The 21,446-nt window shown below is 73.7% G+C and carries 21 protein-coding genes; 9 read left to right on the forward strand and 12 right to left on the reverse strand.

The genetic code is table 11. The annotated features are described in order from the left end of the window. The first annotated feature begins 113 nt into the window (after positions 1–113). Positions 114–1,514: a hypothetical protein gene (locus CLV37_RS10275; RefSeq protein WP_106209882.1), complete on the forward strand. Its 1,401-nt coding sequence runs from the start codon at positions 114–116 to the stop codon at positions 1,512–1,514. 307 nt (positions 1,515–1,821) lie between these two features. On the opposite strand, the gene CLV37_RS10280 is transcribed toward CLV37_RS10275, so the two are convergent. Both CLV37_RS10280 and CLV37_RS10285 read right to left on the reverse strand, forming a co-directional pair. Then, complete coding sequence (locus CLV37_RS10280) at positions 1,822–3,093, reverse strand: MATE family efflux transporter (RefSeq protein WP_170127167.1); 1,272 nt, start codon at positions 3,091–3,093, stop codon at positions 1,822–1,824. A 102-nt stretch (positions 3,094–3,195) separates the two neighbouring features. Further along, positions 3,196–4,344, reverse strand: a complete 1,149-nt coding sequence (locus tag CLV37_RS10285) for a glycosyl hydrolase (protein WP_146149359.1) — start codon at positions 4,342–4,344, stop codon at positions 3,196–3,198. A 280-nt stretch (positions 4,345–4,624) separates the two neighbouring features. On the opposite strand from CLV37_RS10285, the gene CLV37_RS10290 reads away from it, so the two are divergent. From CLV37_RS10290 to CLV37_RS10305, 4 genes are all read left to right on the forward strand, one after another. Continuing rightward, the gene (locus tag CLV37_RS10290) at positions 4,625–5,332 is read left to right on the forward strand and encodes a methyltransferase domain-containing protein (RefSeq protein WP_106209888.1); all 708 of its coding nucleotides are present in this window, start codon (positions 4,625–4,627) and stop codon (positions 5,330–5,332) included. 75 nt (positions 5,333–5,407) lie between these two features. Next, on the forward strand, positions 5,408–5,575 hold the full coding sequence (locus CLV37_RS27510; RefSeq protein ID WP_170127168.1) for a hypothetical protein: 168 nt from the start codon (positions 5,408–5,410) through the stop codon (positions 5,573–5,575). 103 nt (positions 5,576–5,678) lie between these two features. After that, positions 5,679–7,157 carry a SulP family inorganic anion transporter gene (locus tag CLV37_RS10300; RefSeq protein ID WP_106209892.1) on the forward strand — a complete coding sequence of 493 codons (1,479 nt, stop codon included), beginning with the start codon at positions 5,679–5,681 and terminating at the stop codon, positions 7,155–7,157. Positions 7,158–7,273: 116 nt separating this feature from the next. Continuing rightward, the gene (locus CLV37_RS10305) at positions 7,274–8,152 is read left to right on the forward strand and encodes an ABC transporter substrate-binding protein (RefSeq protein ID WP_106209894.1); all 879 of its coding nucleotides are present in this window, start codon (positions 7,274–7,276) and stop codon (positions 8,150–8,152) included. Between the two features lie 25 nt (positions 8,153–8,177). Here CLV37_RS10305 and CLV37_RS10310 read toward each other — a convergent pair whose 3' ends face one another. Further along, a complete protein-coding gene (locus CLV37_RS10310; RefSeq protein ID WP_106209896.1) occupies positions 8,178–9,641 on the reverse strand; it encodes a PH domain-containing protein in 1,464 nt (487 codons plus the stop codon). Further along, a complete protein-coding gene (locus CLV37_RS10315; protein WP_106209898.1) occupies positions 9,638–10,150 on the reverse strand; it encodes a PH domain-containing protein in 513 nt (170 codons plus the stop codon). Before CLV37_RS10315 ends, CLV37_RS10310 begins: the two co-directional genes overlap by 4 nt. 99 nt (positions 10,151–10,249) lie before the next feature. Here CLV37_RS10315 and CLV37_RS10320 point away from each other — a divergent pair, with 99 nt between their 5' ends. The 4 genes from CLV37_RS10320 to CLV37_RS10335 all read left to right on the forward strand — a co-directional run bounded on the left by CLV37_RS10320 (position 10,250) and on the right by CLV37_RS10335 (position 14,774). Next, positions 10,250–11,410, forward strand: a complete 1,161-nt coding sequence (locus CLV37_RS10320; RefSeq protein WP_245885342.1) for an ABC transporter ATP-binding protein — start codon at positions 10,250–10,252, stop codon at positions 11,408–11,410. 319 nt (positions 11,411–11,729) lie between these two features. Further along, positions 11,730–12,956 (forward strand): glycosyltransferase, encoded by a 1,227-nt coding sequence (locus CLV37_RS10325; protein WP_211298537.1) that lies wholly within the window; start codon positions 11,730–11,732, stop codon positions 12,954–12,956. Between the two features lie 12 nt (positions 12,957–12,968). Next, a complete protein-coding gene (locus CLV37_RS10330; protein WP_106209902.1) occupies positions 12,969–14,003 on the forward strand; it encodes an endonuclease/exonuclease/phosphatase family protein in 1,035 nt (344 codons plus the stop codon). Between the two features lie 105 nt (positions 14,004–14,108). After that, complete coding sequence (locus tag CLV37_RS10335) at positions 14,109–14,774, forward strand: methyltransferase domain-containing protein (RefSeq protein WP_106210178.1); 666 nt, start codon at positions 14,109–14,111, stop codon at positions 14,772–14,774. Here the strand turns inward: CLV37_RS10335 and CLV37_RS10340 are convergent. The 8 genes from CLV37_RS10340 to hpt all read right to left on the reverse strand — a co-directional run bounded on the left by CLV37_RS10340 (position 14,725) and on the right by hpt (position 21,431). After that, the gene (locus CLV37_RS10340; RefSeq protein ID WP_106209904.1) at positions 14,725–15,933 is read right to left on the reverse strand and encodes an aminotransferase class I/II-fold pyridoxal phosphate-dependent enzyme; all 1,209 of its coding nucleotides are present in this window, start codon (positions 15,931–15,933) and stop codon (positions 14,725–14,727) included. The two genes, CLV37_RS10335 and CLV37_RS10340, sit on opposite strands and share 50 nt — an antisense overlap. Next, positions 15,930–16,397 (reverse strand): DUF3180 domain-containing protein, encoded by a 468-nt coding sequence (locus CLV37_RS10345; protein ID WP_170127169.1) that lies wholly within the window; start codon positions 16,395–16,397, stop codon positions 15,930–15,932. Before CLV37_RS10345 ends, CLV37_RS10340 begins: the two co-directional genes overlap by 4 nt. Further along, positions 16,394–16,867 carry a 2-amino-4-hydroxy-6-hydroxymethyldihydropteridine diphosphokinase gene (folK, locus tag CLV37_RS10350; protein WP_106209908.1) on the reverse strand — a complete coding sequence of 158 codons (474 nt, stop codon included), beginning with the start codon at positions 16,865–16,867 and terminating at the stop codon, positions 16,394–16,396. The genes CLV37_RS10345 and folK overlap by 4 nt, the downstream gene beginning before the upstream one ends. Next, on the reverse strand, positions 16,864–17,277 hold the full coding sequence (gene folB, locus CLV37_RS10355; protein ID WP_106210180.1) for a dihydroneopterin aldolase: 414 nt from the start codon (positions 17,275–17,277) through the stop codon (positions 16,864–16,866). The genes folK and folB overlap by 4 nt, the downstream gene beginning before the upstream one ends. Continuing rightward, positions 17,274–18,119: a dihydropteroate synthase gene (gene folP, locus CLV37_RS10360; RefSeq protein WP_106209910.1), complete on the reverse strand. Its 846-nt coding sequence runs from the start codon at positions 18,117–18,119 to the stop codon at positions 17,274–17,276. The genes folB and folP overlap by 4 nt, the downstream gene beginning before the upstream one ends. Further along, positions 18,116–18,712 carry a GTP cyclohydrolase I FolE gene (folE, locus tag CLV37_RS10365; RefSeq protein ID WP_106209912.1) on the reverse strand — a complete coding sequence of 199 codons (597 nt, stop codon included), beginning with the start codon at positions 18,710–18,712 and terminating at the stop codon, positions 18,116–18,118. Before folE ends, folP begins: the two co-directional genes overlap by 4 nt. Then, positions 18,709–20,694, reverse strand: coding sequence for an ATP-dependent zinc metalloprotease FtsH (gene ftsH / locus CLV37_RS10370; RefSeq protein WP_106209914.1), 1,986 nt, complete (start codon positions 20,692–20,694; stop codon positions 18,709–18,711). Before ftsH ends, folE begins: the two co-directional genes overlap by 4 nt. 185 nt (positions 20,695–20,879) lie before the next feature. Beyond that, entirely contained in the window at positions 20,880–21,431 is a 552-nt protein-coding gene (hpt, locus tag CLV37_RS10375; RefSeq protein ID WP_106209915.1) for a hypoxanthine phosphoribosyltransferase, read from the reverse strand. Positions 21,432–21,446: the final 15 nt, after the last annotated feature.

Below are 21,446 nucleotides of genomic sequence, written 5' to 3' on the forward strand. Positions count from 1 at the left end.
TCCGCCGCTGATCCGGCCCCCCGACCGACGCACCGCGACCTACCATTGCACGCACGGCGCCGTCCTCGACCGCCGTTCACAGATCCCCTACCTCCGACTCCGGGAGCGGCCGCGTGACGACGACCACCGACGTACCGACGCCGGGTGGGCCCGCGCGCCCGGGCCGCACCGCGGCCGGGGCGAGCACCGTCGCCGACCGGCGCGTGCTCGCGGTGGTGACGGTCGTCATCGTCTCCATCACGCTCCTGCAGCGCATCGGGCTCCCCCTCGGCGGGACCCAGCTGTCGGTCAGCGTCCCCGTCGCGATCGGCGGCCTCGCCTACCTGCTCTACCACGGCGACGCCGTGGAGAACCCGCGCGCGACCCGCGTCTTCGTCGTCGCGATGGCCGTGGCGTTCCTCGTCGCCGGCATCGCCCTGTGGCGCGACGGGACCGGGGCGCTGACGTCCCTGATCTACCTCCCGCTCATCTGGGGGGTGTTCTGCTTCCGGCTGCACCCGGCCCGTCACCACTTGTACGAACGCGTCGTCGACCGGTTCGAGACCCTGATGGCCGTCCTCGGCGGCATCGGCGTCCTGCAGACCGCGACCCAGGCCGTGGGCCTGTGGTCCTACGTCGACGTCGTCAAGCAGGTCGTCCCCAGCACGTTCCTGTTCCTGGGGTACAACACCTCCTACCCCATCCAGTACGGCTCCCCGATCATCAAGGCCAACGGGTTCGTGTTCGTGGAGCCCTCGGTCTACGCGCAGTTCCTGGCCCTGGCGATCCTGTCGACGCTGGTCCGCCGGGCGGGCACGTTCCGCGCGATCGTCATGGCGATCGCCCTGGTGTGCACCATCTCCGGGACCGGGATCCTGTTCCTGGCCTTCGGGATCGCGGTCCTGGCCGTGCGCCGCGGTGGGCGCTGGACGGCCCGCATCGTCGCCTTCGTCGTCGTCATCGGCGGCGGTGCGCTGCTCACGCCGTTCGGCAAGATCATCCTCAGCCGCACGACCGAGACGTCGGAGACGAACTCCTCCGGCAGCCTGCGCTTCGTGCAGCCGTACGAACGGATCGTGGAGCAGTGGGGGAACGATCCCCTCAGCGTGCTCATCGGCCGGGGCGCCGGTTCCGCGGACCGGCTGGCCGACCAGATCTTCAAGGCCACCGGTCTGCCCATCAACTTCTCGGGCCTGGCCAAGCTCCTCATGGAGTACGGCATCCCGGCCACGGTCCTGTTCTGCGTGTTCGTGGCGTTCGCCGTCACCACGCGCTCCCCGTCGCCCACGCTGGCCCTGGCGTCGGTGTTCGCCAGCGCGTTCCTCACCGGGTCCCTGCTGCAGCCGCAGGTCCTGTACGTGATGCTGCCGCTGTGCTCGCTGTTCCTCGGGTACCGGTTCGAGGCCGAACGCGACCGCGAGCGCCGCACGTACCGGCTGGAGCACCAGCACCACCGGGAAGCCCGGCCGGTGACGGGTCCGGTGCCCGTCACCGTGCCGCCCGCCTCGCCGGACGGCGGTCTGCGCCGCCGCTGAGCCCGGCCGTCAGGTCTCGAGGGGTCCCGCCCGCAGGCGGGGCCCCTCGTCGCGTTCCGGGGCCCCGGCGCGCGTTCGGGCACGTTGTCCGGCGCTGGGCGCCGGCTCCATCCACGGTCGCTCTCATTGGGACCGGGGAGGCAGCGTGCTCGAACGCGTGCGAGCGGGGGTACCGGCACGTTGACTCACCGGTCGCTTTCATCGCGACCGCGGAGTCAACGTGCCGATACCCCGCCCCCGATGCGCTGGGCCCGGGACGCAGGACGGGCCGGCCCCGCGAGGGGACCGGGCCGTGGCGGGGCGGACGTCAGGCGTGCGGAGCGGCGGGTTCGCCCACCTCGTCGGGGCGGGGGGCGACGGCCTCGGCGGACCGGCGCACGTGGCGGCGGGCGGCCAGGAACCACCACGGGACGGTGAACCAGAACGCGCCGGCCATCCCCCAGGCCGTCCCGACCGCGCCCCAGAGCACGGCGCCCAGGGTCGACAGGCCGATGAGCAGGATCGCGTAGACCGTGTGCAGCCGGATGGTGACCTTGGCCCCCTCGCTGGCGTAGAGCACGGCGGCGGGGCCGACGGACAACGCCGACCCGGCCTGCCCGACGATGATCGGGACCAGCACCTCCCGGGTGCCGGCCCAGGAGTCGCCCAGGACGTACAGCCCCACGGAGTCGGGCAGCATCAGGAACAGCGAACCCCACACCACGCCGGTGGTGGCGACGAGCCCGGAGATGACCCAGGCCGCCACCGTCCACTGCCGCAGCGAGGTGCGTGCGCGCCGGCGGGCGAGCTCGGGGACGGCGAACGACATGAGCCCGGTGGACAGGATGGTCGCCGGGACGGTCAGCATGTTCGCGCCGCGCAGCGAGCCGGCGGCGGCGGTGCCCGCGACGGCGGCGACCACGAGGATCGCGATCTGGGCCCCGGACTGCAGCAGGACGTACTCGGGGACGAGGTAGCGCGTGAGCGAGGACTGCTCCCGCAGCCACGTCAGCGCGGCGGCGGGCCGGGGCCGGGTGCGCATCGAGGCGAACCCGACGAAGGAGGCCGCGAGCGCGGCCCCGCCCCAGGCCACGACGTACGCCGACACCGAGCTGACCCCCTGGGCGAACAGCAGCAGGACGGCGACGAGCTGGAGGACGCCCCAGGTGCCGTCGAGCAGGCAGGCCGCGGCCGGGCGCAGCCGGGCGAACAGGACCTGGCGCCAGGCGTCCTGCAGCAGCAGGCCGGGCAGGATGACGCCGAGGGCGATGAGCGAGTGCCCCAGGACGGTCGGGAACGGGTAGAGGAGCCCAGCGGCGACGAGGACCAGGCCGAGCAGGACGCTGCCCGTGAAGGTCAGGCCCACCGAGGCGGACGTGACGCGGCCGAACTCACGGTCGTCGGCGTCGGCGAACCGCATCCCGAGGGGTGTCGTCGACAGTGCGCGGAAGAACCCGATGGCGACGGAGAAGATCGAGAAGACGATGGCGAAGGTGCCGAAGTCGTCGTCGCTCACGGACTTCGCGATGACGATCTGCACCAGGAAGTTGTTGCCGCTGGAGATCAGCTGGTCGCCGATGTTCCAGAGGCTGCGGGTCATGCCCCCGCTGCGCAGTTTGGCGAGCAGCCCCACCGTCGTTCCCCCTCCGATCCGCCGGTGCGACCAGCAGGCACCCGGCGTCCCCCTCGACGTTACCCTGCGTCAGGAACCGTCCGGGACCACGTCACCCGATGCGCCGAAGCGCTTCAGGAACGCCTCGGACCCGTTCGGGGCGTCGGCCAGGGTCATGCCCACACCGCCGTCGGGGGTGTTGAAGTAGGCCTGGTAGCGCAGGTTCGCGGCCTTCATGACGTCGGCCATCTGGTTGACGAACTCGGGGCTGTCCCCGCCGCCCTGGGTGCTGCCGGAGGCGACCATGGCCCACTCGGGGAAGCTCACGGGCTTGTCGCGGCTGGCCGCGAAGTCGACGACGGCCGAGATGCTGTTGACCTTCTCGTCCTTGGCCTGCCAGCGGGCGGTGGGGTCGATCGGGGAGATGTAGGAGTCGTAGACGTCGACGCCGATGACGTCGACGTAGTCGTCCCCCGGGTAGAGGTCCTCGATGGAGACGGAGTTCTGCGGGCCCTCGGCGATGTTGAAGTCGACCTCGAAGTTCGACCCCTCGACCTCCATGGCCTTGACGATGCGGCGGAAGTACTCCTTCCACTGCTCGCGCTTGTCGGCCGTGTCGCCGACGTAGTGCGTGGCGTACCACTTGCCGTTGAGCTCCCACCCGATGCGCACGATCGAGGAGCCGAGGCCGGCGTCGACGAGGTTCTGGCCGAACTTCACCCAGTGCTCGTCGTACTCCCCCGCCGCGCCACGGGCGCGCCAGTCGTCGTCGGGGTTCTTGGGGACCATGGCGGTGGAGATCACCAGGGTGTGGTTGTCGGGGTCGTCGCGGACCCACTGCGCCCAGTCCTGGCCCTGCGGGGCGTCGATGGCGAACCAGGGCCCTTCGATGGCGGGCCAGTCGGTCTCGGCGCCGAAGACGACGACGCAGTTCAGCGGGCGTCCGAGGTAGTCCTCGAACTGCTGGGCGACGGCGACGTCGTGGGTCTGCACGCCGATCCACTTGGAGTCCAGGTCCGCGGCGGGCACGTGGGCCCGGGGCTGCCAGGTGTGCGGGGTGGGCTGCGGCGCGGCGGGCGTGGCGGGCCCGGACGTGTCGCGCGTGCCCCACCAGACGCCGGCTCCCGCCGCCGCGGCGGCGAGCACGCCGACGCCCGCGCCGATGACCTTGCGCCGGCCGTGCTTGCGCGGCGGCTTCGGCCCACCGGTCGCGGGGCTCTCCTGGTGCGTCGTGTCCACCACTGCGCGAGTCCGCCTTCCCCCTCGGACAGGGGTGACCGGTCGCGTCGACCCCCGTCACCCTCGACCGCACCGCCCCCCGGCCGTGCGAGCCCCTCGTCACGAGGCGCTGGGCACGACTGTAGGTGAGATCCGCCAACTTTGACGCAACGTGAGAGTGGCCGTTCACGGAATCTTCGACCGCGTGGGCGAGCGTCGTGACCCACCGTCTCGCAACCAGTACCGCCAGTGAGGGAAGTGGTGGCGGGCGCGGTGTTCACCGTGATCGTAGGCTGCCGCCGTGGGTCGATTCGAGAACGTCGCGAACCTCGCCGCCATCGCGGAGGGGTCGACCGCCCTCGACCTGGCGTGCGGGGCGGGCCGCACCACCCGGGCCCTGCTGGCGGCCGGGCCGCGCCTCGTGCACGCCGTCGACGTCGGCGCGACCCTCGACGACGACCTGCTGCTCGACCCCCGCGTCCGCACGCACATCGCCGAGCTCGACAGCCTGCCGCTCGAGGACGGCAGCGTCGACCACGCCGTGACCCTCAACGCCGTCGAGCACCTCGCCGACGTCGGCGCCCACCTGCACGAGGTGCACCGCGTCCTGCGCCCCGGGGGCACCGCCGTCCTCGCGCACTCGGACTGGGACACCGCCCTGTTCACCAGCGACGACGACGAGCTGACGCGCGAGCTGCTCGACCGGTTCGTCGCGCACGTGCCCGCCGAGGGCGCCCGCACCGACGGGTTCGCGGGGCGCAAGCTCCTGCGGCACGCCGCGGCGAGCCCCTTCACCGTCGAGTCGGTGCACTCCTGGGCCGACCCGCACCGCCGCTTCGACGAGACGTCGGTCGCGTGGAAGGTCGCGGCGGGCGTCCTCGCCGCCGTCGGCGACGACCCCGACCTCGCCGCCCGGGCCGCGGGCTGGGTCGAGGGGCTGCGCCGGCACGCGCGGGCCGGGACGTTCCTGTTCGCCGTCACCGACGTCGCGGTCGTCCTGCGCAAGTAGTGCGAAACCCCCGCGGCCGGTGCACCGTTGGACCCCACGAGGACGAACGTGCACGACGAGACCGAGGAGGCAGACGTGGCAGGGCTGGTCGGCAAGCTGGGAGCGTTCCTGAAGTCCCCCGAGGGCAAGCGGCTGAGCCAGCAGGTGCAGCGCGCGGCCAAGGACCCCGCGACGCGCAGGAAGCTGACGGACGCCGTCGCGCAGCTGCGGGGCAAGGGCACCACCGGCCGCTCCCCGCGGTGACCGGGTGCTGACCGGGTGCTGACCGGGTGAGTCCCGCGCCCGCGGGAGCGGGCGCGGTCCTCCGTGGGCACCACGCACTCTGACGCTTGGTTAGAGTTCGCCGGTGACCTCCGCCCTCCCGCTGCCCGGTGCTGCCCTGCGCCGGCCGCCGTGGCTGCGGTCCTTCACCGTCCTGCGCACCGAGGTCCTCGCCGGTCTCGTCGTCGCGCTGGCCCTGGTGCCCGAGGCCATCTCGTTCTCGATCGTCGCGGGCGTCGACCCCCGCGTCGGCCTCATCTCCTCCTTCGTCATGGGGGTCACCACCTCGTTCGTCGGGGGCCGGCCCGCGATGATCTCGGCCGCCACCGGGGCCGTCGCCCTCGTCGTGGCCCCCCTCTCGCACGCCCACGGGGTCGGGTACCTCATCGCCGCGATCCTGCTGGCCGGGCTGCTGCAGATCGCGCTCGGCCTGCTCGGGGTCGCGCGGCTCATGCGGTTCGTCCCGCGCAGCGTCACGACGGGCTTCGTCAACGCGCTCGCCATCTCGATCTTCCTGGCCCAGCTGCCCAACCTGCGCGGCGCCGGGCCCACCGGGTACGCCGTGCTGGCGGCGGGGCTCGTGCTGCTCGTCGTGCTGCCGCGCTTCGTGAAGTCGATCCCGGCGCCGCTGATCACCGTCGCGCTCCTGACGGTCGTGACCGTGCTCACCCACGCGGGCGTCCGCACCGTCGGCGACGACGGCGCCCTGCCGCACACGCTGCCCTCCCTCGGGCTGCCCGACGTGCCGCTCACCCTCGACACGCTGCGGACCATCGCGCCGTTCTCCGTCGGGGTCGCGCTCGTGGGGCTCATGGAATCGCTCATGACGGCCCAGCTTGTCGACGAGCTCACCGACACCCGCTCCAGCAAGACCCGCGAGTGCGTCGGGCAGGGCACCGCGCAGATCGTCACCGGCCTGTTCGGCGGGATGGGCGGCTGCGCCGTCATCGGCCAGACGATGATCAACGTCAAGGTCTCCGGCGCCCGCACCCGCCTGTCGACGTTCCTCGCCGGGGCGCTGCTGCTCGTGCTCGTCGTCGGGTTCGGCGACGTCGTCGCGCAGATCCCGATGGCCGCGCTCGTCGCCGTCATGTTCATCGTCTGCCACGGCGCCTTCGACTGGCACAGCATCCGCCCCGCGACGCTGAAGGCCATGCCGCGCAGCGAGACCGCCGTCATGGTCGTCACCGTCGTCATCGTCCTGCTGACCCACAACCTGGCCTACGGCGTCCTCGGCGGGACCCTCCTGGCGTGCGTGCTGTTCGCCCGCCGCGTCGCCCACCTCGTCGAGGTCCGCGGGAGCGGCGGGGCCTACACCGTCCACGGGCAGGTGTTCTTCGCCTCCTCCGGGGACCTCGTCACGCAGTTCGACTACGCGGGCGACCCGGCCGAGGTGAGCATCGACTTCAGCGACGCGCACGTGTGGGACGCCAGCTCCGTCGCCGCCCTGGACGCCGTGAGCCGCAAGTACGCCGAGCACGGCAAGCACGCCGAGATCGTCGGGATGAACCCGACCACCGCGGCGTTCTACGACCGGCTCGCCGGGCGGGTCAGCGCGGACTGACCCCGGCAGGTCCGCGCGCCGGGTCAACCCGGCCCCGCGGTGTGCCGATGAGCTCCGGGGGGGACCGACCCGCCCGCTCCTCCTGCGAGGGGCACCACCGCTCGTGAGGAGCAGCCGTGCCGCGACGACGCACGACCCCGTTCTCGGTGGCGCTCACCGCCGGCGCGGCCACCGGTGCCCTGCTCCTGGGCGGCTGCGGGGGCGACGCGACCGCGGACCCGGCCCCCGCCCCGACCCCGCCGGCCACCTCCGCCTACCACCTGCTCACCCCGGGCACGCTCACGTTCGCCCTGGACGTGAGCTACCCGCCGTTCGAGTACGTGGAGAACGGCCGGCCGACCGGGGTCGACGTCGAGCTGGACACCGACCTCGCCCACCGCCTCGGGCTCGAGCCGGTCTTCGTGAACACGCCCTTCGACGACCTCATCGCGACGGTCGACGCCGGGAAGGCGGACGTCATCTCCTCGACCATGACCGACCGCGCGGGGCGGCAGGAGAAGGTCGACTTCGTCGACTACTTCATCGCCGGCACCCAGGCGATGGTCGCCGGGGGCAACCCGCTGGGCATCGCCGGCGCCTCGACCTGGTGCGGGCACCGGATCGCCACCCACGCCGGGACCACGAACGGGGACCTGGTGACGGCCCAGTCCGCGGCGTGCGTCGCCGCCGGACAGGCCCCGGTGACCCTGGTGGACACGGCCAACGGCCAGAGCCAGGACGCCGTCCTGTCCGGTGCGGCCGACATCGGCCTGGAGGACTACCCGTCGGCGGTGCTGACCGCCGCGCAGTCGTCGGGGAAGGTGGCCACCGCCGGCGACCAGCTCCAGCCCGCCCCCTACGGGTACGGCCTGGCCAAGCGGAACACCGCGCTGCGCGACGCGCTGCAGCGGGCGCTGCAGGAGTCCATCGCGGACGGCACCTACGACGCGATCTTGAAGAAGTACGACGTCGAGGCCGGGGCGCTGAGGACGACGGCCCTCAACGGCGGGGCCTGAGCAGGACCCGTCCCCGGCCCGGACCTCAGCGGCCGGTCATCCACCGCTCGGGGCCGGACCCGGCGCGGGCGGCGCGGGCCCGGGCGGTCTGCTCGCGCAGCAGCAGCGCCGCGACGTGCTCGTCGAGGTGGTCGACGCGGGGCGAGACCTTGCCCGGCGTGGAGTGCAGGCGCACGCTCGCCAGCCCGAGCCGACGCTGCCACGGCCCCTGCGTCAGCCCCAGCGACTGGGTGCGGGCGTGCGGGACGACGTCCAGGCCCCGCACGACCCGCCCGTTGCGCGAGAGGAACGCGTGGTCGGTGACGAGGTAGCCGCGGCGGCGCCAGCTGATCCAGTCCAGCCAGCGCGCCTGCCGCGGGACCGGGGTGAACCCCCCGTCCGTGCCCGACCCCGTGAGCCCGGCGCGCACGACGTCCAGCGGCGACGCCTCGGAGGTCCCCAGGTCCGGCAGCACGATGGCCAGGACGTGGCCGAGCTCGTCGACGGTGCCCACGGGCAGCAGCGTCGTGCTCTGCTCCGCCCCCTTGCCGCTCTCCCCGGAGTACCCGGCGACGTTGACCTCGACCTTCCACCACCCCTTGCCGCGCCACAGCAGCGGCTGGGTGATCCGCAACGCCTGCACCCGGCCCGGAGGGACCGTCTGGGCGCGCTGCTCGAGCAGGCCGTGGGTCATCCGCAGCCCGTCCGGGGAGTCGCCGACGGTGAAGTTGAACCCCGTGTTGAACCGCTGCCACACGGCCGAGACGCCCCCCAGGACCGCTGCGGCGGAGCCGAACAGCGGGGCGAAGCTCTTGGCGAACCAGCACCCGACGCCGATCCCGACGACGGCCAGGACGACCCAGATCGTCAGCCCCGAGCGCAGCGTCGAGACGATCAGCCGCGTCGCGGGGACCTGGACGACCTCGCGCTCGGGGGCCTCCGGAGCGTCCTCGCCCTCGGCGACGACGACGCCCGCGGACGCCGCGAGGAGGGCGTTGCGCACCCGCTGCGCCTCCTCCTCCTTCAAGTACGCCAGGGACACCCGCGACCCCGACCCGCCGGCGACCTCCAGCCGCAGCTCGGCCAGGCCGAACAACCGCCCCAGCAGCGGGCGCACCACGTCGACGGCCTGCAGCCGGTCCAGCTGCGCGCGCCGCTGCTGGCGCCACAGGATGCCGCGTTCGACGTGGACGGCCTCGGCGTCGATCCGGTACCGCATCCTGCGCCAGGCCAGCGCGCTGTAGACCGCGCCGACGAGCGCCAGCGCGAGCAGCCCGCCGAGGACGCTCAGCGTCAGCACCCACCCCGGCAGCTCCAGGCGCAGGATGTCGTCGACGTTCTGCCCCACCACGACGGCCACGACCGCGGCGACGACCTTCCACGCCCGCAGGACCGGGGTGACCGGGTGCAGCTTGCGCCAGCCCGGGTCCGCCAGGACCGCGCGGGTCGGGGCGTCGAGCCGGACCGCGACCTCGTCGGGGACCGCCTCGACCGCCGGTTCCTCGCTCACAGCCCCGCCAGCCGGGCCTCGCCCCGGGCGGCCAGCCGGTCGCGCAACCGGGCCGCCTCCTCCGGGCGCAGCCCGGGGATCGCGGCGTCGGTGTCCGAGCTCGCCGTGTGCAGCTGGACGGTGGCCAGCCCGAACCTGCGGTCGACCGGACCGGCCTCGACGTCGACGTACTGCAGGCGCCCGTAGGGAACGACGACGAGCGAGCGGAACATGATCCCCTTGACCACGAGCAGGTCGTCGTCGCGCTCGGCGTAGCCCCACGCCTTCACGCGCCGGCCGTCCCAGACGAAGTCCCACAGCCACAGCGGGACGACCACGACCAGCGCCGTCCAGACCCACGGGGTCACCAGGACCGCGAGCACGACCGCGACCACGACGAGGACCGCCGCGACGATCGCGCCCACCAGGCGCTGGGCGGTGGCCCACTTCGGGTCGATCCGCTGCCAGACGACGTCGGCGGGCGCGAAGGGTTCGTCGAGAGCCGTGGGCTGGGGGTCGACGCTGGCCATGTGCTCCACCTTGTCAGACCGGCCCCGCCGGCACCGTCCGACGAACGTCTCGGACGACCCGCGTTGCCGATCCCCGCCGCCGTCGGCGAGGCTGGCGAGGTGATCACCGACAGCGAGGAGCTGGACACCGGCATCGACGACGTCATCCGCTTCGAGAACGTCGTCAAGCGCTACGGCCGCCGCGACGCCCCCGCCGTCACCGACCTCACGTTCTCCGTGCGCCGCGGCGAGCTCGTCGCCCTCGTCGGCCCGTCCGGCTGCGGGAAGTCGACGATCCTGCGGATGGTCAACCGCCTCGTCGAACCCACCGGCGGCCGCGTCGTCGTCGACGGCCGCGACACCTCCCACGTCGACGTCGTCGACCTGCGCCGCGGCATCGGCTACGTCATCCAGGCCGGCGGCCTGCTGCCGCACCGCACGATCCGGCAGAACGTCGCCACCGTCCCCCGGCTGCTCGGCTGGGACGCCTCCGCCCAGCAGCGCCGCGTCGACGAACTGCTCGACCTCGTCGGCCTGGACCCCGCGACCTACGGGGACCGCTACCCCGCGCAGCTGTCCGGCGGCCAGCAGCAACGCGTCGGCGTCGCCCGCGCCCTGGCCGCCGACCCGCCCGTCCTGCTCATGGACGAACCGTTCGGGGCCGTCGACCCCGTCGTGCGCGACCGGCTGCAGACGCAGTTCCGCCGCATCCAGACCGACCTGCGCAAGACCGTCCTGTTCGTCACCCACGACCTCGACGAAGCCGTCCGGATCGCCGACCGCATCGCGCTGTTCTCCGCCGGCGGCGTCCTGGAGCAGTTCGCCGACCCCCGCACGCTGCTGTCCGCGCCCGCCACGGAGTTCGTCGTCGAGTTCACCGGCTCCGACCGCGGGCTGCGCCGGCTGGCCGTCACCCCCCTGCACGTGGAGGACCTCGCCAAACCCCTCGTGCTCGCCCCCGGCGACGGCGCCGCGTACGCCGCGACCGCCCTCGACGTCGACCGCGGGGACGTGGCCGTCGTGGTCTCGGACGGGCGGGTGCTGGGCTGGGTCGCCCGCGGCCGGCTGCGCGAGGCGGCCCGTTCGCGCGACGCCCGCGTGCGCGACGTCGTCCAGCCCTTCACCGCCACCGTCTCGGTGCGCGACGGCCTGCGGGGCGCGTTCTCGGCGCTGCTCGCCCAGGACGCCCCGCTGCTGCCCGTCCTGGACGGCGACCGGTACGTCGGGGCCCTGACCCCCGACGTCGTGCACGACGCGCTGCGCCGCGACGTCGACGCCTGACCCCGCACCCCGCACCCCGCCGCGATCGAGGAAACCCCCACCGCGATCGAGGACGACTGGGTCCTCGATCGACATGGCCGTTTCCTTGATCGCGGTGGGTGTCCTTGATCGCGGTGGGTGTCCTTGATCGCGGTGGGTGTCCTTGATCGCGGTGGGTGTCCTTGATCGCGGTGGGTGTCCTTGATCGCGGTGCGGGTTTCCTCGACCGCGGTGGGGTGGGGACCCTACGCCGGGGGTACGCACCACGGGACCGGCGTCCCGTCGTGAACGGTTCCCCGGGCCGATGCCCCGGACCCCCTCGCGGCGGTTCGATCGCAGCATGCGAATCCTCCTCGGAGCCGACACCTACGCCCCCGACGTCAACGGTGCCTCGACGTTCGCGCAACGTCTCGCCGCCGGCCTGGCCGCCCGCCACGAGGTGCACGTCGTGGCCCCCGGCCGCGGGCTGCGCCCCACGACGGAACGCCTCGCCTCCGGCGTCACCGAGCACCGCCTGCCCGCCGTCCCCGTCGTCGTCGGCGGCACGGGGTTGCGGTTCTGCCCGCCCGTCGGGCTCGTCCGGCGGGCCACCGCGCTGCTGCGCGCCGTCCGCCCGGACGTCGTGCACGTCCAGAGCCACTTCCTCGTCGGGCGCGCGCTCGTCACCGCCGCGAACCGGCTGCGGATCCCCGTCGTCGCCACCAACCACTTCATGCCCGAGAACCTCACCCACCACGTCCCGCTCGGGCCGGGCGTGCAGCGCCGGCTGCACGCCTGGGCGTGGGCCGACGCGGCCGGGGTGTTCACCCGCGCCGACGTCGTCACCGCCCCCACCCCCTACGCCGCGGCCCTGGCCGAACGCGCCGGGATCCCCGGCCCCGTCCTGCCGATCTCCTGCGGCATGGACCTGCGCCGGTTCGCCCCCGACCCCGGCGGCACGCTGCGCCGGGGTTTCCGCGCCCGCTACGGCGTCCCGGACCGGCCCACGATCGGGTACGTCGGCCGGCTGGCCCCGGAGAAGAACGTCTCCGAGCTCGTCGACGCCCTCGCCCTCGTCCACCGGCTGCGCCCCGAGCTCGACGCCCAGCTGCTGCTCGTCGGCGACGGCGCGCTGCGCCCCGCGCTGCTGGCGCAGGCCGCCCGGCTCGGGATCGCCGACCGCGTGGTGTCCACCGGTTTCGTCCCCGAGGAGGACCTGCCCGCCGCCTACCTGGCCTGCGACGTGTTCGCCAACGCCGGCACCGCGGAACTGCAGTCCCTCGTCGTGCTGGAGGCCATGGCCTGCGGGCTGCCCGTCCTCGGCGTCGACGCCTGCGCCCTGCCCCACCTGGTCCGCGACGGCGAGAACGGGTTCCTCTTCCCCCACGCCCGGCCCGCGGCGCTCGCGGCCCGCCTCGCGCTCCTGCTGGCCGACCCCGGACTGCGCGCGCGGATGGGGTCGCGCAGCAGCCGGATCGCCGCCGAGCACGACGAACGCACGACGCTGGCCCGGTTCGAGGAGCTGTACGCGCTGCGGACCCCGTCGCGGCCTACGACGGCCCCGGCCCTCACCGCCGGCGCCCTGTAGCAGAATGCGGGCGTGCCCCCGACGCCGAGCCGGCGCCCGGGGTGGCGCCGTCCGCTGCGCGACCTCGCGACGGGGTACGGCGTCCTCGCCACCGTCGCCCTGCTCGTCGTCCTGGTGGTCTCCGACGGGCACACCGTCAGCTACGTGCTGGGCCTGTTCGCCGTGTGGTGGCTGGCCCCCGCGCTGGTGCTCGTCCCCCTCGCGACGGCGTTCCGGTCCTGGCGGACCCTGGCCGCGGCCCTGGTCCCGGCCGTCGCCGCCGGTGGCCTGCTCGGCCCCTACGCCCTGCACCGCCTCACCTCCGCCCTCGACGCCGACCGGGAACGGCCCGACCTGCGGATCGCGACGTTCAACACCTCCACCTGGAAGGGGACGGCCGGTCTGGAACAGCTCGTGCGCGAGCACCACCCCGACGTCCTGGCCCTGCAGGAGATCGCGCCGCGGCAGCGGACCGGGTACGACCGGGAGTTCGCCGCGCAGTACCCGTACCGCAGCTACACCCCGGCCAGCAGCCAGGGCGACGGCGACGCGGTGTGGTCGAGGTACCCGATCGTGTCCGTGCAGCCCGTGACGGGACTGCCCGCCGGAGCCCGCCCCAGCGACGTCGTGGTCCTCGACGTCGACGGCCGCCGCCTCGCCGTGGTCTCGGTGCACCTGGCCTCGCCGTGCCTGTTCTGCTCGCCGAGGGCCGCCGCGAACAGCCCCGCGGGGACGACGGGCGAGGCCGCCCGGGTCCGGGTCGGGGAGGCCCGCCGGTTCGCCGACCTGGCCTCGGGGTTGCGCTCGGCCGGGGACGCCGTCGTCGTGGCCGGTGACCTGAACTCCGCCGAGCTCAACGAGCCGCTGCGCGAACTGCGCTCGCACGGCCTCGTCGACGCCCACTGGGCGGTGGGCACCCAGCCCGGGCTGACGCGCGGGTCGTCACCGGGTTTCGCGCGCGTCGACGTGGTGCTGCTGTCCAGACTGGACCCCGTCGACACGTTCGAGGGGGCACCGGGCGGCAGCACCCACTCCCCCGTCGTCGCCGACGTCGCCTGGCCGCGCTGAAAACTCCTGGCCCCGCACCCGGCGGCGGTCCTAGCGTGGTCGGCCGTGAGCGGGGACGTGTGGGGCGAGGACGTCGCCCGGACCTACGACGAGGACTCGGCGTGGATGTCCACCCCCGAGGTGCTCGGGCCGACGCTGGACGTGCTGGCCGACCTCGCCGGGTCGGACCGGGCGCTGGAGTTCGCGGTCGGGACGGGGCGCGTCGCGCTGCCGCTGGCCGCCCGCGGCATCCCCGTCAGCGGGGTCGAACTGTCGGTCCCGATGCTGGACCGGTTGCGCGCCAAGGACGGTGCCGACGCGCTGGACCTCGTCGAGGGTGACATGGCCCGGACCCGCGTCGACGGGGAGTTCACCCTCGTGTACCTGGTCTACAACACGATCACGAACCTGCTGGAGCAGGACGAGCAGGTCGCGTGCTTCGTCAACGCCGCCCGCCACCTGGTGCCCGGCGGGTTCTTCCTGATCGAGGTGTTCGTCCCTGACCTGCAGCGCCTGCCGCCCGGGGAGACCGCCCGGCCCTTCCACCTCAGCGCCGACCACCTCGGGTTCGACAGCTACGACCTGGTGAACTCGCGCCTCACGTCCCACCACTACCGGCCCGGGCGCGGGACCGTGGTCGAGTCCCACCACCGCTACGCGTGGCCCGCCGAGTACGACCTCATGGCCCGCATCGCCGGACTCGAACCGCACGCCCGGTGGGCCGGGTGGGACCGCTCGGAGTTCACGGCCGACTCGCGCTCGCACGTGTCGGTGTGGCGGCGACCGACGTGAGGAACGCGCCGATCCGCCGCAACCCCTCGGTCAGCTCCTCCCTCGACGCGGCGTACGACAGCCGGACGTGGGTACCGGCCATCGTGGCCGAGAAGTCGCGCCCGGGCGTCAGCGCGACGTGCTGCTCGGCCAGGGCCCGTTCGCAGAACTCCCACGCGTCCAGGCCCGTGGAGCTCACGTCGACGTAGACGTAGAAGGCGCCGTCGGGTTCGACGGGGACGGGCAGCCCGAGGGCGGCGAGCCCGTCGAGGACGAGGCGGCGGCGGGCGACGAACTCGCGCCGGCGTTCGGCGCACAACGCCAGCGACGCGGGCGTGAAGCAGGCCAGCGCGGCGTGCTGCACGGGAGTCGAGGCCGCGATGAAGTAGTTCTGCGCCAGACGTTCCACCGGGGCGACGAGGGCTTCCGGCAGCACCGCCCAGCCCAGCCGCCAGCCCGTCATGCCGAAGAACTTCGAGAAGCTGTTCACGACGATCGCGTCGGGGTCGGACGCCAGGACCGTGCGCGCGGGCGTCCCGTCGGCGGCGGGGTCGGACAGGTCGAGGTAGATCTCGTCCACGAGGCGCCACGCGCCGCGCTCGCGGGCCTGCTCGCAGATCCGGGCGAGCTCGCCGGGCGGCACCGAGGTCCCCGTCGGGTTCGACGGGGACGCGACCATGACGACGCCCGTCCGGTCCGTCCACGCGTCCCGGACGGCGTCGGCGGTGAGCTGGTACCGCTGGGCGGGCGTCGTCGGCACCGTCAGCGCCCGGCCCCCGAAGGTCGAGATCAGCTGGCGGTTGCACGGGTACGACGGGTCGGCCAGCAGCACGTCGTCGCCCGGGTCGACGGTCGCGGCCAGCACCAGCAGCAGCGCGGCCGAGGCGCCCGAGGTCACGATCACGCGCGCGGGGTCGACGTCGACGCCGTGGCGGTCGCGGTAGTCCGCGGCGATGGCCGCGCGCAGCGCCGGCAGGCCCAGCGCCACCGTGTACGGCAGCTCCCGGCCGTCCATCGCGTCCCGCATCGCGGCCCGCACGTCGGGCGGCGCCCCGAAGTCGGGTTCGCCGATGGACAGCCGCACGACGTGGTGCCCCCGGGCCTGCAGCGCGGCGGCCTGCGCCCCGAAGGCGAGCGCGTGGAACGGTTCGGTCGTGGCGGCGCGGGTCGACACCTTCACGCGCGGGCTCCCGTCTGCTCGTCCTCGTCCGGGGGCACCCGGCACCAGCGTTCGACGAGCAGCCCGGCGACGAGCAGCAGCACCGACACGACGACGTCGGCGACCGCCACGACCGTCTCGCTGCGGCGCGCCGCGATGTGCAGGGTCGGCAGGTAGTGCACGGTCCAGCCGAGGAAGACACCCACCAGCAGGGCCCCGGCGACCGAGGCCGCCTTGGCCAGGGCGGCGGTGCGCGCCGCGCGCAGGGCGTCGATGCGGCGGGCCTTGTCGCCGTCGACCCACTGCTTCACGGGCCAGCCGACGCCGAAGACCGCGACGGCGAGCAGGCCGATGGTCAACGTGGTGCGCCACATCAGGTCCGGTTCGGCGTGGCCCGAGGAGACCCACACCTGCAGCCCCGACCAGGCCAGGACGGCGGCGAGGAACCCCAGCCCGGTGAGCAGCCCGGGACGCGAGGGCCTCACCGCGCGGTCCGGGCGAGCAGGTCCGCGACCCGGCCCTGCGGCAGCTCCGCGTCGGGGTCGAGCTCGAGCCAGGGCCCCAGGACGAACGCCCGTTCGTGGGCGCGCGGGTGGGGCAGGACGAGACCGTCCTCGTCGAGCTCGACGTCGCCCCCGGAGTCCCGGTAGGCGATGACGTCGACGTCGATGGGCCGGGGCCCGTCGACGACCTTCGTCGCGCGGTCCAGGCCGAGGGACGCCTCGACGGCGTGGGCCGCGGCGAGCAGGTCGTGGGGCCCGAGGCTCGTCGTCACGAGGACGACGGCGTTGAGGAAGTCGGGCTGGTCGGGGACGGCGCCGACGGGCGCGGTCTCCACGATCGTCGAGACCGCGTCGACGCTGATCCCCTCGCTCGCGCGCAGGGCGTCCACCGCGGCGTGCAGCGTCGCGGCGCGGTGCCCGACGTTGGCGCCCAGGGCCAGCACGGCCCTCACGAGCGGGTCCTGCGGATCACCAGTTCCACGTCGTCGAACGGGACGGGGACCGGGGCCTGCGGCTTGTGGACGACGACGTCGACCGCCTCGACGCGCCCGGAGGCGGCCAGGCAGGTGTCGGCGACGCGCTGCGCCAGCGTCTCCAGCAGGTCCACCGGGTCGCCGGCGAGGACCTGCTCGAGCTGCTGGGCGAGGGTGCCGTAGTTCACCGTGGCGGTCAGGTCGTCGCCCGCGGCGGCCTCACGGGTGTCCAGGTGCAGCGCGACGTCGAGACCGAACCGCTGCCCCAGCGCGCGCTCGGGGTCGAGGACGCCGTGGCGGCCGCGGGCGGACAGACCGCGCAGGACGATGCGGTCCAGGGCGCGGCCGCGGGCGTCGAGGACGGGACCGGCGGTGTCGAGGGAGCTCACGCGGCGCTCCCCCGTCCGGCGGCCGACCACGCGGCGGCGACCTTCACCGCGGCGACGGTGGAGGGGACGTCGTGCACCCGGACCCCCCAGACCCCCCGCGCCGCGGCCAGGGCGGAGACGGCGGCCGTCGCGGCGTCCCGGTCCGCGGGGGCGGGGACCTCGCCGCCGGCCGCCAGCAGGGACCCGAGGAAGCGCTTGCGGGAGGCGCCGACGAGCAGCGGGCAGCCCAGCGCGGCGAGCTCGTCGAGACCGGCGAGCAGCGACCAGTCGTGCTCGGCGGTCTTGGCGAAGCCCAGCCCGGGGTCCAGCACGACCCGGTCGCGGGCGACCCCGGCGGCCGTCACGGCGGCCAGGCGCCCGGCCAGCTCGGCCCGCACCTCGGCGACCGGGTCGGCGTACACGGCCAGGGAGTTCATGACGTCGGAGAACCCGCGCCAGTGGCTCAGCACGTACACGCAGTCCAGCCCGGCGACCGTGGCCGCCATGTCCTCGTCGGCCAGGCCGCCGGAGACGTCGTTGACGACGAGCGCGCCCGCCGCGACGACCGCGCGGGCCGTGGCGGCGCGCATGGTGTCGACGCTGACGGGGACCCCCGCCGCGACCAGGCCCTCGACGACGGGCAGGACGCGGCGCAGCTCCTCGGCCGCCTCCACGCGCGTCGCGCCGGGGCGGGTGGACTCCCCGCCGACGTCGACGAGGTCGGCGCCCGCGGCGTGCAGCGCGACCCCGCGGGCCACCGCGTCCGGGTGGGCCAGGTGCCGGCCGCCGTCGGAGAACGAGTCGGGCGTGACGTTGAGGACACCCAGCACCCGCGTCGGGCCCGGGGTGAGCAGAGGGTTCACCGGTGCCCCGCGACGATGAGGCTCATCGCCTCGGCGCGGGTGGCGGCGTTGCGCAGCGCCCCCCGCACCGCGGACGTCACGGTCTTCGCGCCGGGTTTGCGGACACCGCGGTACGTCATGCACGAGTGCTCGGCCTCGACGACGACGATCGCCCCGCGCGGGCGCAGGTGGTCCACGAGGGCGTCGGCGACCTGCGTCGTCAGCCGCTCCTGCAGCTGCGGGCGGCGCGCGTACACGTCGACGAGCCGCGCCAGCTTCGACAGTCCCGTCACGCGGCCGTGCTCACCCGGGATGTACCCGACGTGCGCTACCCCGTGGAAGGGCAGCAGGTGGTGCTCGCAGGTCGACTGGACCTCGATGTCCTTCACCAGCACGAGCTCGTCGTGCTCGAGGCCGAAGTCGGTGACGAGGACGTCGGCCGGTTCCAGCCAGAGCCCGGCGAACAGTTCCGTCGCGGCCTTGGCGACCCGCTGCGGGGTGTCGCGCAGGCCCTCGCGGTCCGGGTCCTCCCCGATGGCGAGGAGGAACTCCCGGACCGCGTTCTCGGCCCGCGCCCGGTCGAACGTCCCCGGGACGGGGGGAGCATCGCTCACGGCTGCTCGTTCGACCCGTTCTCGTAGGTCACCGGGGTCTGGAAACCCCCGGCGTGACCGTTGAGCGAGCCCTCGTTGGGGCCCTTCACCGGCGGGATGTCGGAGACGTGCCGGCGTTCGGACGACAGCCACACCGGCCGCTGCGGGCGCTTCACCACGGGGGCGAAGATCTCCGCGAGCTCGGCCTGGTTCAGCGTCTCCTTGTCCAGCAGCGCGACGACCAGGGCGTCGAGGACGGGGCGGTGCTCGACGAGGATCTCCCACGCCTCGTCGTGCGCGGCCTCGATGAGCCGGCGCACCTCCTCGTCGACGATCCCGGCGACGCCCTCGGAGTAGTCGCGCTCGTGCCCCATGTCGCGGCCGAGGAAGACCTCGCCCCCGCCGTTGCCGAGCTTGATCGCGCCGACGCGCTCGGACATGCCGTACTGGGTGACCATCTTGCGGGCCATCCCGGTGGCCTTCTCGATGTCGTTCGAGGCGCCCGTCGTCGGGTCGTGGAAGACGAGCTCCTCGGCGACGCGGCCGCCGAGGGCGTACGCGAGCTGGTCGAGGATCTCGTTGCGCGACGTCGAGTACTTGTCCTCGGTCGGCAGGACCATCGTGTAGCCCAGCGCGCGACCGCGCGGCAGGATCGTCACCTTGGTCACCGGGTCGGTGTTCGGCAGGGCCGCGGCCACCAGAGCGTGCCCACCCTCGTGGTACGCGGTGACCTTCAGCTCCTTCTCGCTCATCCGCCGGGTCTTCTTCTGCGGACCGGCCATGACGCGGTCGATGGCCTCGTCCACGGCCGCGTCGTCGATGACCTTCGCGTCCGCGCGGGCCGTCAGCAGCGCGGCCTCGTTGAGCACGTTGGCCAGGTCGGCGCCGGAGAAGCCGGGCGTGCGGCGGGCCACGGAGAGCAGGTCCGTGCCGGGCGCCATGGGCTTGCCCTTGGCGTGGACCTGCAGGATCTTGTGCCGGCCCTCCATGTCGGGGGCCTCGACGGCGATCTGGCGGTCGAAGCGGCCCGGGCGCAGCAGCGCCGGGTCGAGGATGTCGGGACGGTTCGTCGCCGCGATCATGATGACGTTCGTCTTGACGTCGAAGCCGTCCATCTCGACGAGGAGCTGGTTCAGGGTCTGCTCGCGCTCGTCGTGACCGCCGCCCAGACCGGCGCCGCGGTGACGGCCGACGGCGTCGATCTCGTCGACGAAGATGATCGCGGGCGAGTTCGCCTTGGCCTGCTCGAACAGGTCGCGGACGCGGGAGGCGCCGACACCGACGAACATCTCGACGAAGTCCGACCCGGAGATCGAGTAGAACGGCACCCCGGCCTCACCGGCGACGGCGCGCGCCAGCAGCGTCTTGCCGGTGCCGGGCGGGCCGTAGAGCAGGACACCCTTGGGGATCTTGGCCCCGACGGCCTGGAACTTCTCGCGGTCGGAGAGGAACTCCTTGATCTCGTAGAGCTCCTCGACGGCCTCGTCGGCCCCGGCGACGTCGGCGAACGTCGTCTTCGGGGTGTCCTTGGTCATCATCTTGGCCTTGGACTTGCCGAAGTTCATGACCCGGCTGCCGCCGCCCTGCATCTGCGAGATGAGGAACCAGAACAGGACCAGCATCAGCAGGATCGGACCGACCGTGAACAGCAGCGACTGCAGGATCCCGGTGCTGGGCACCTCGTCGGTGACGCCGTCCGGCGGCGGGTTCTCGTTGAGCGCCTGCACGACCAGGCTGCCGCGCTGGGCGATGTAGTAGGAGCGCACGGTGGTGGCACCGTCGACCTTCTCGCCGGACTTCAGCTTCAGGTCGATGCGCTGGTTGCCGTCGGTGAGCGTGGCGCTCTGGACCTTCTCCTCCTGGATCAGCTGCAGCGCGCGGGTCGTGGAGACCTCGGCGGTGCCGCTGGAGGCGAAGAAGGAGGCGCCGATCGCGACGGCCGCGATGGCCACCACGATCCACAGCCACGGGCCGCGCACGATGCGCTTGAGAGTGTTGGGCATCAGATGGAGGGGTCGCCCCCTGTCCCTCCTGCTCGTTCCTGACCGACGATCGACGGTACACCGCGGCGGCGACACGCCGCCGCGGGTCCTTGCCCGCAGGTCCTTCGGTGGTCGAACGGGTGGGAGCGGAGTGCTGTTCCGGGGTGCGGCTGCGGGTTCGCTGAGGGCGGACGCGCCGCGGCGGCTCAGCTGTAGACGTGCGGGGCCAGCGTCGCGACGCAGTCGAGGTTGCGGTACTTGTCCGCGAAGTCCAGCCCGTACCCGACGACGAACTCGTTGGGGATGTCGTGGCCGACGTACGCGACGTCCACCTCGACCTTGGCGGCCTCGGGCTTGCGCAGCAGCGCGCACACCTTCACCGACGCCGGCCCGCGCGAGGACAGGTTCGCCAGCAGCCAGGACAGCGTCAGGCCGGAGTCGATGATGTCCTCCACGACCAGGACGTGGCGGCCGGAGATGTCGGTGTCGAGGTCCTTGAGGATCCGCACCACGCCGGAGCTCTTGGTGCCCGAGCCGTAGGAGCTGACAGCCATGAAGTCCATGGACAGCGGGATCTGCATGGCGCGGGACAGGTCGGCCATGACCATCGCCGCGCCCTTGAGGACGCCGACGAGCAGGACGTCCTTGTCGGCGTAGTCGCGGTCGAGCTCGGCGGCCAGCTCGGCGACCCGGGTCGCCACCTGGTCCTTGGTCAGCAGCACGTGCTCGAGGTCGGTCCCGGCGGTCGCGGCGTCCACGCAAGTTCTCCCGAG

The sequence above is a fragment of the Kineococcus rhizosphaerae genome (assembly GCF_003002055.1).
Lineage (GTDB): Bacteria > Actinomycetota > Actinomycetes > Actinomycetales > Kineococcaceae > Kineococcus > Kineococcus rhizosphaerae.

Excerpts from the sequence above, each read along its gene's own strand:
- CLV37_RS10335 (WP_106210178.1), top strand. The coding sequence starts at position 14,109 with ATGTCCACCCCCGAGGTGCTCGGGCCGACGCTGGACGTGCTGGCCGAC.
- CLV37_RS10315 (WP_106209898.1), bottom strand. The coding sequence starts at position 10,150 with ATGGCCAGCGTCGACCCCCAGCCCACGGCTCTCGACGAACCCTTCGCG.
- CLV37_RS10280 (WP_170127167.1), bottom strand. The coding sequence starts at position 3,093 with ATGACCCGCAGCCTCTGGAACATCGGCGACCAGCTGATCTCCAGCGGC.
- ftsH (WP_106209914.1), bottom strand. The coding sequence starts at position 20,694 with ATGCCCAACACTCTCAAGCGCATCGTGCGCGGCCCGTGGCTGTGGATC.
- CLV37_RS10325 (WP_211298537.1), top strand. The coding sequence starts at position 11,730 with ATGCGAATCCTCCTCGGAGCCGACACCTACGCCCCCGACGTCAACGGT.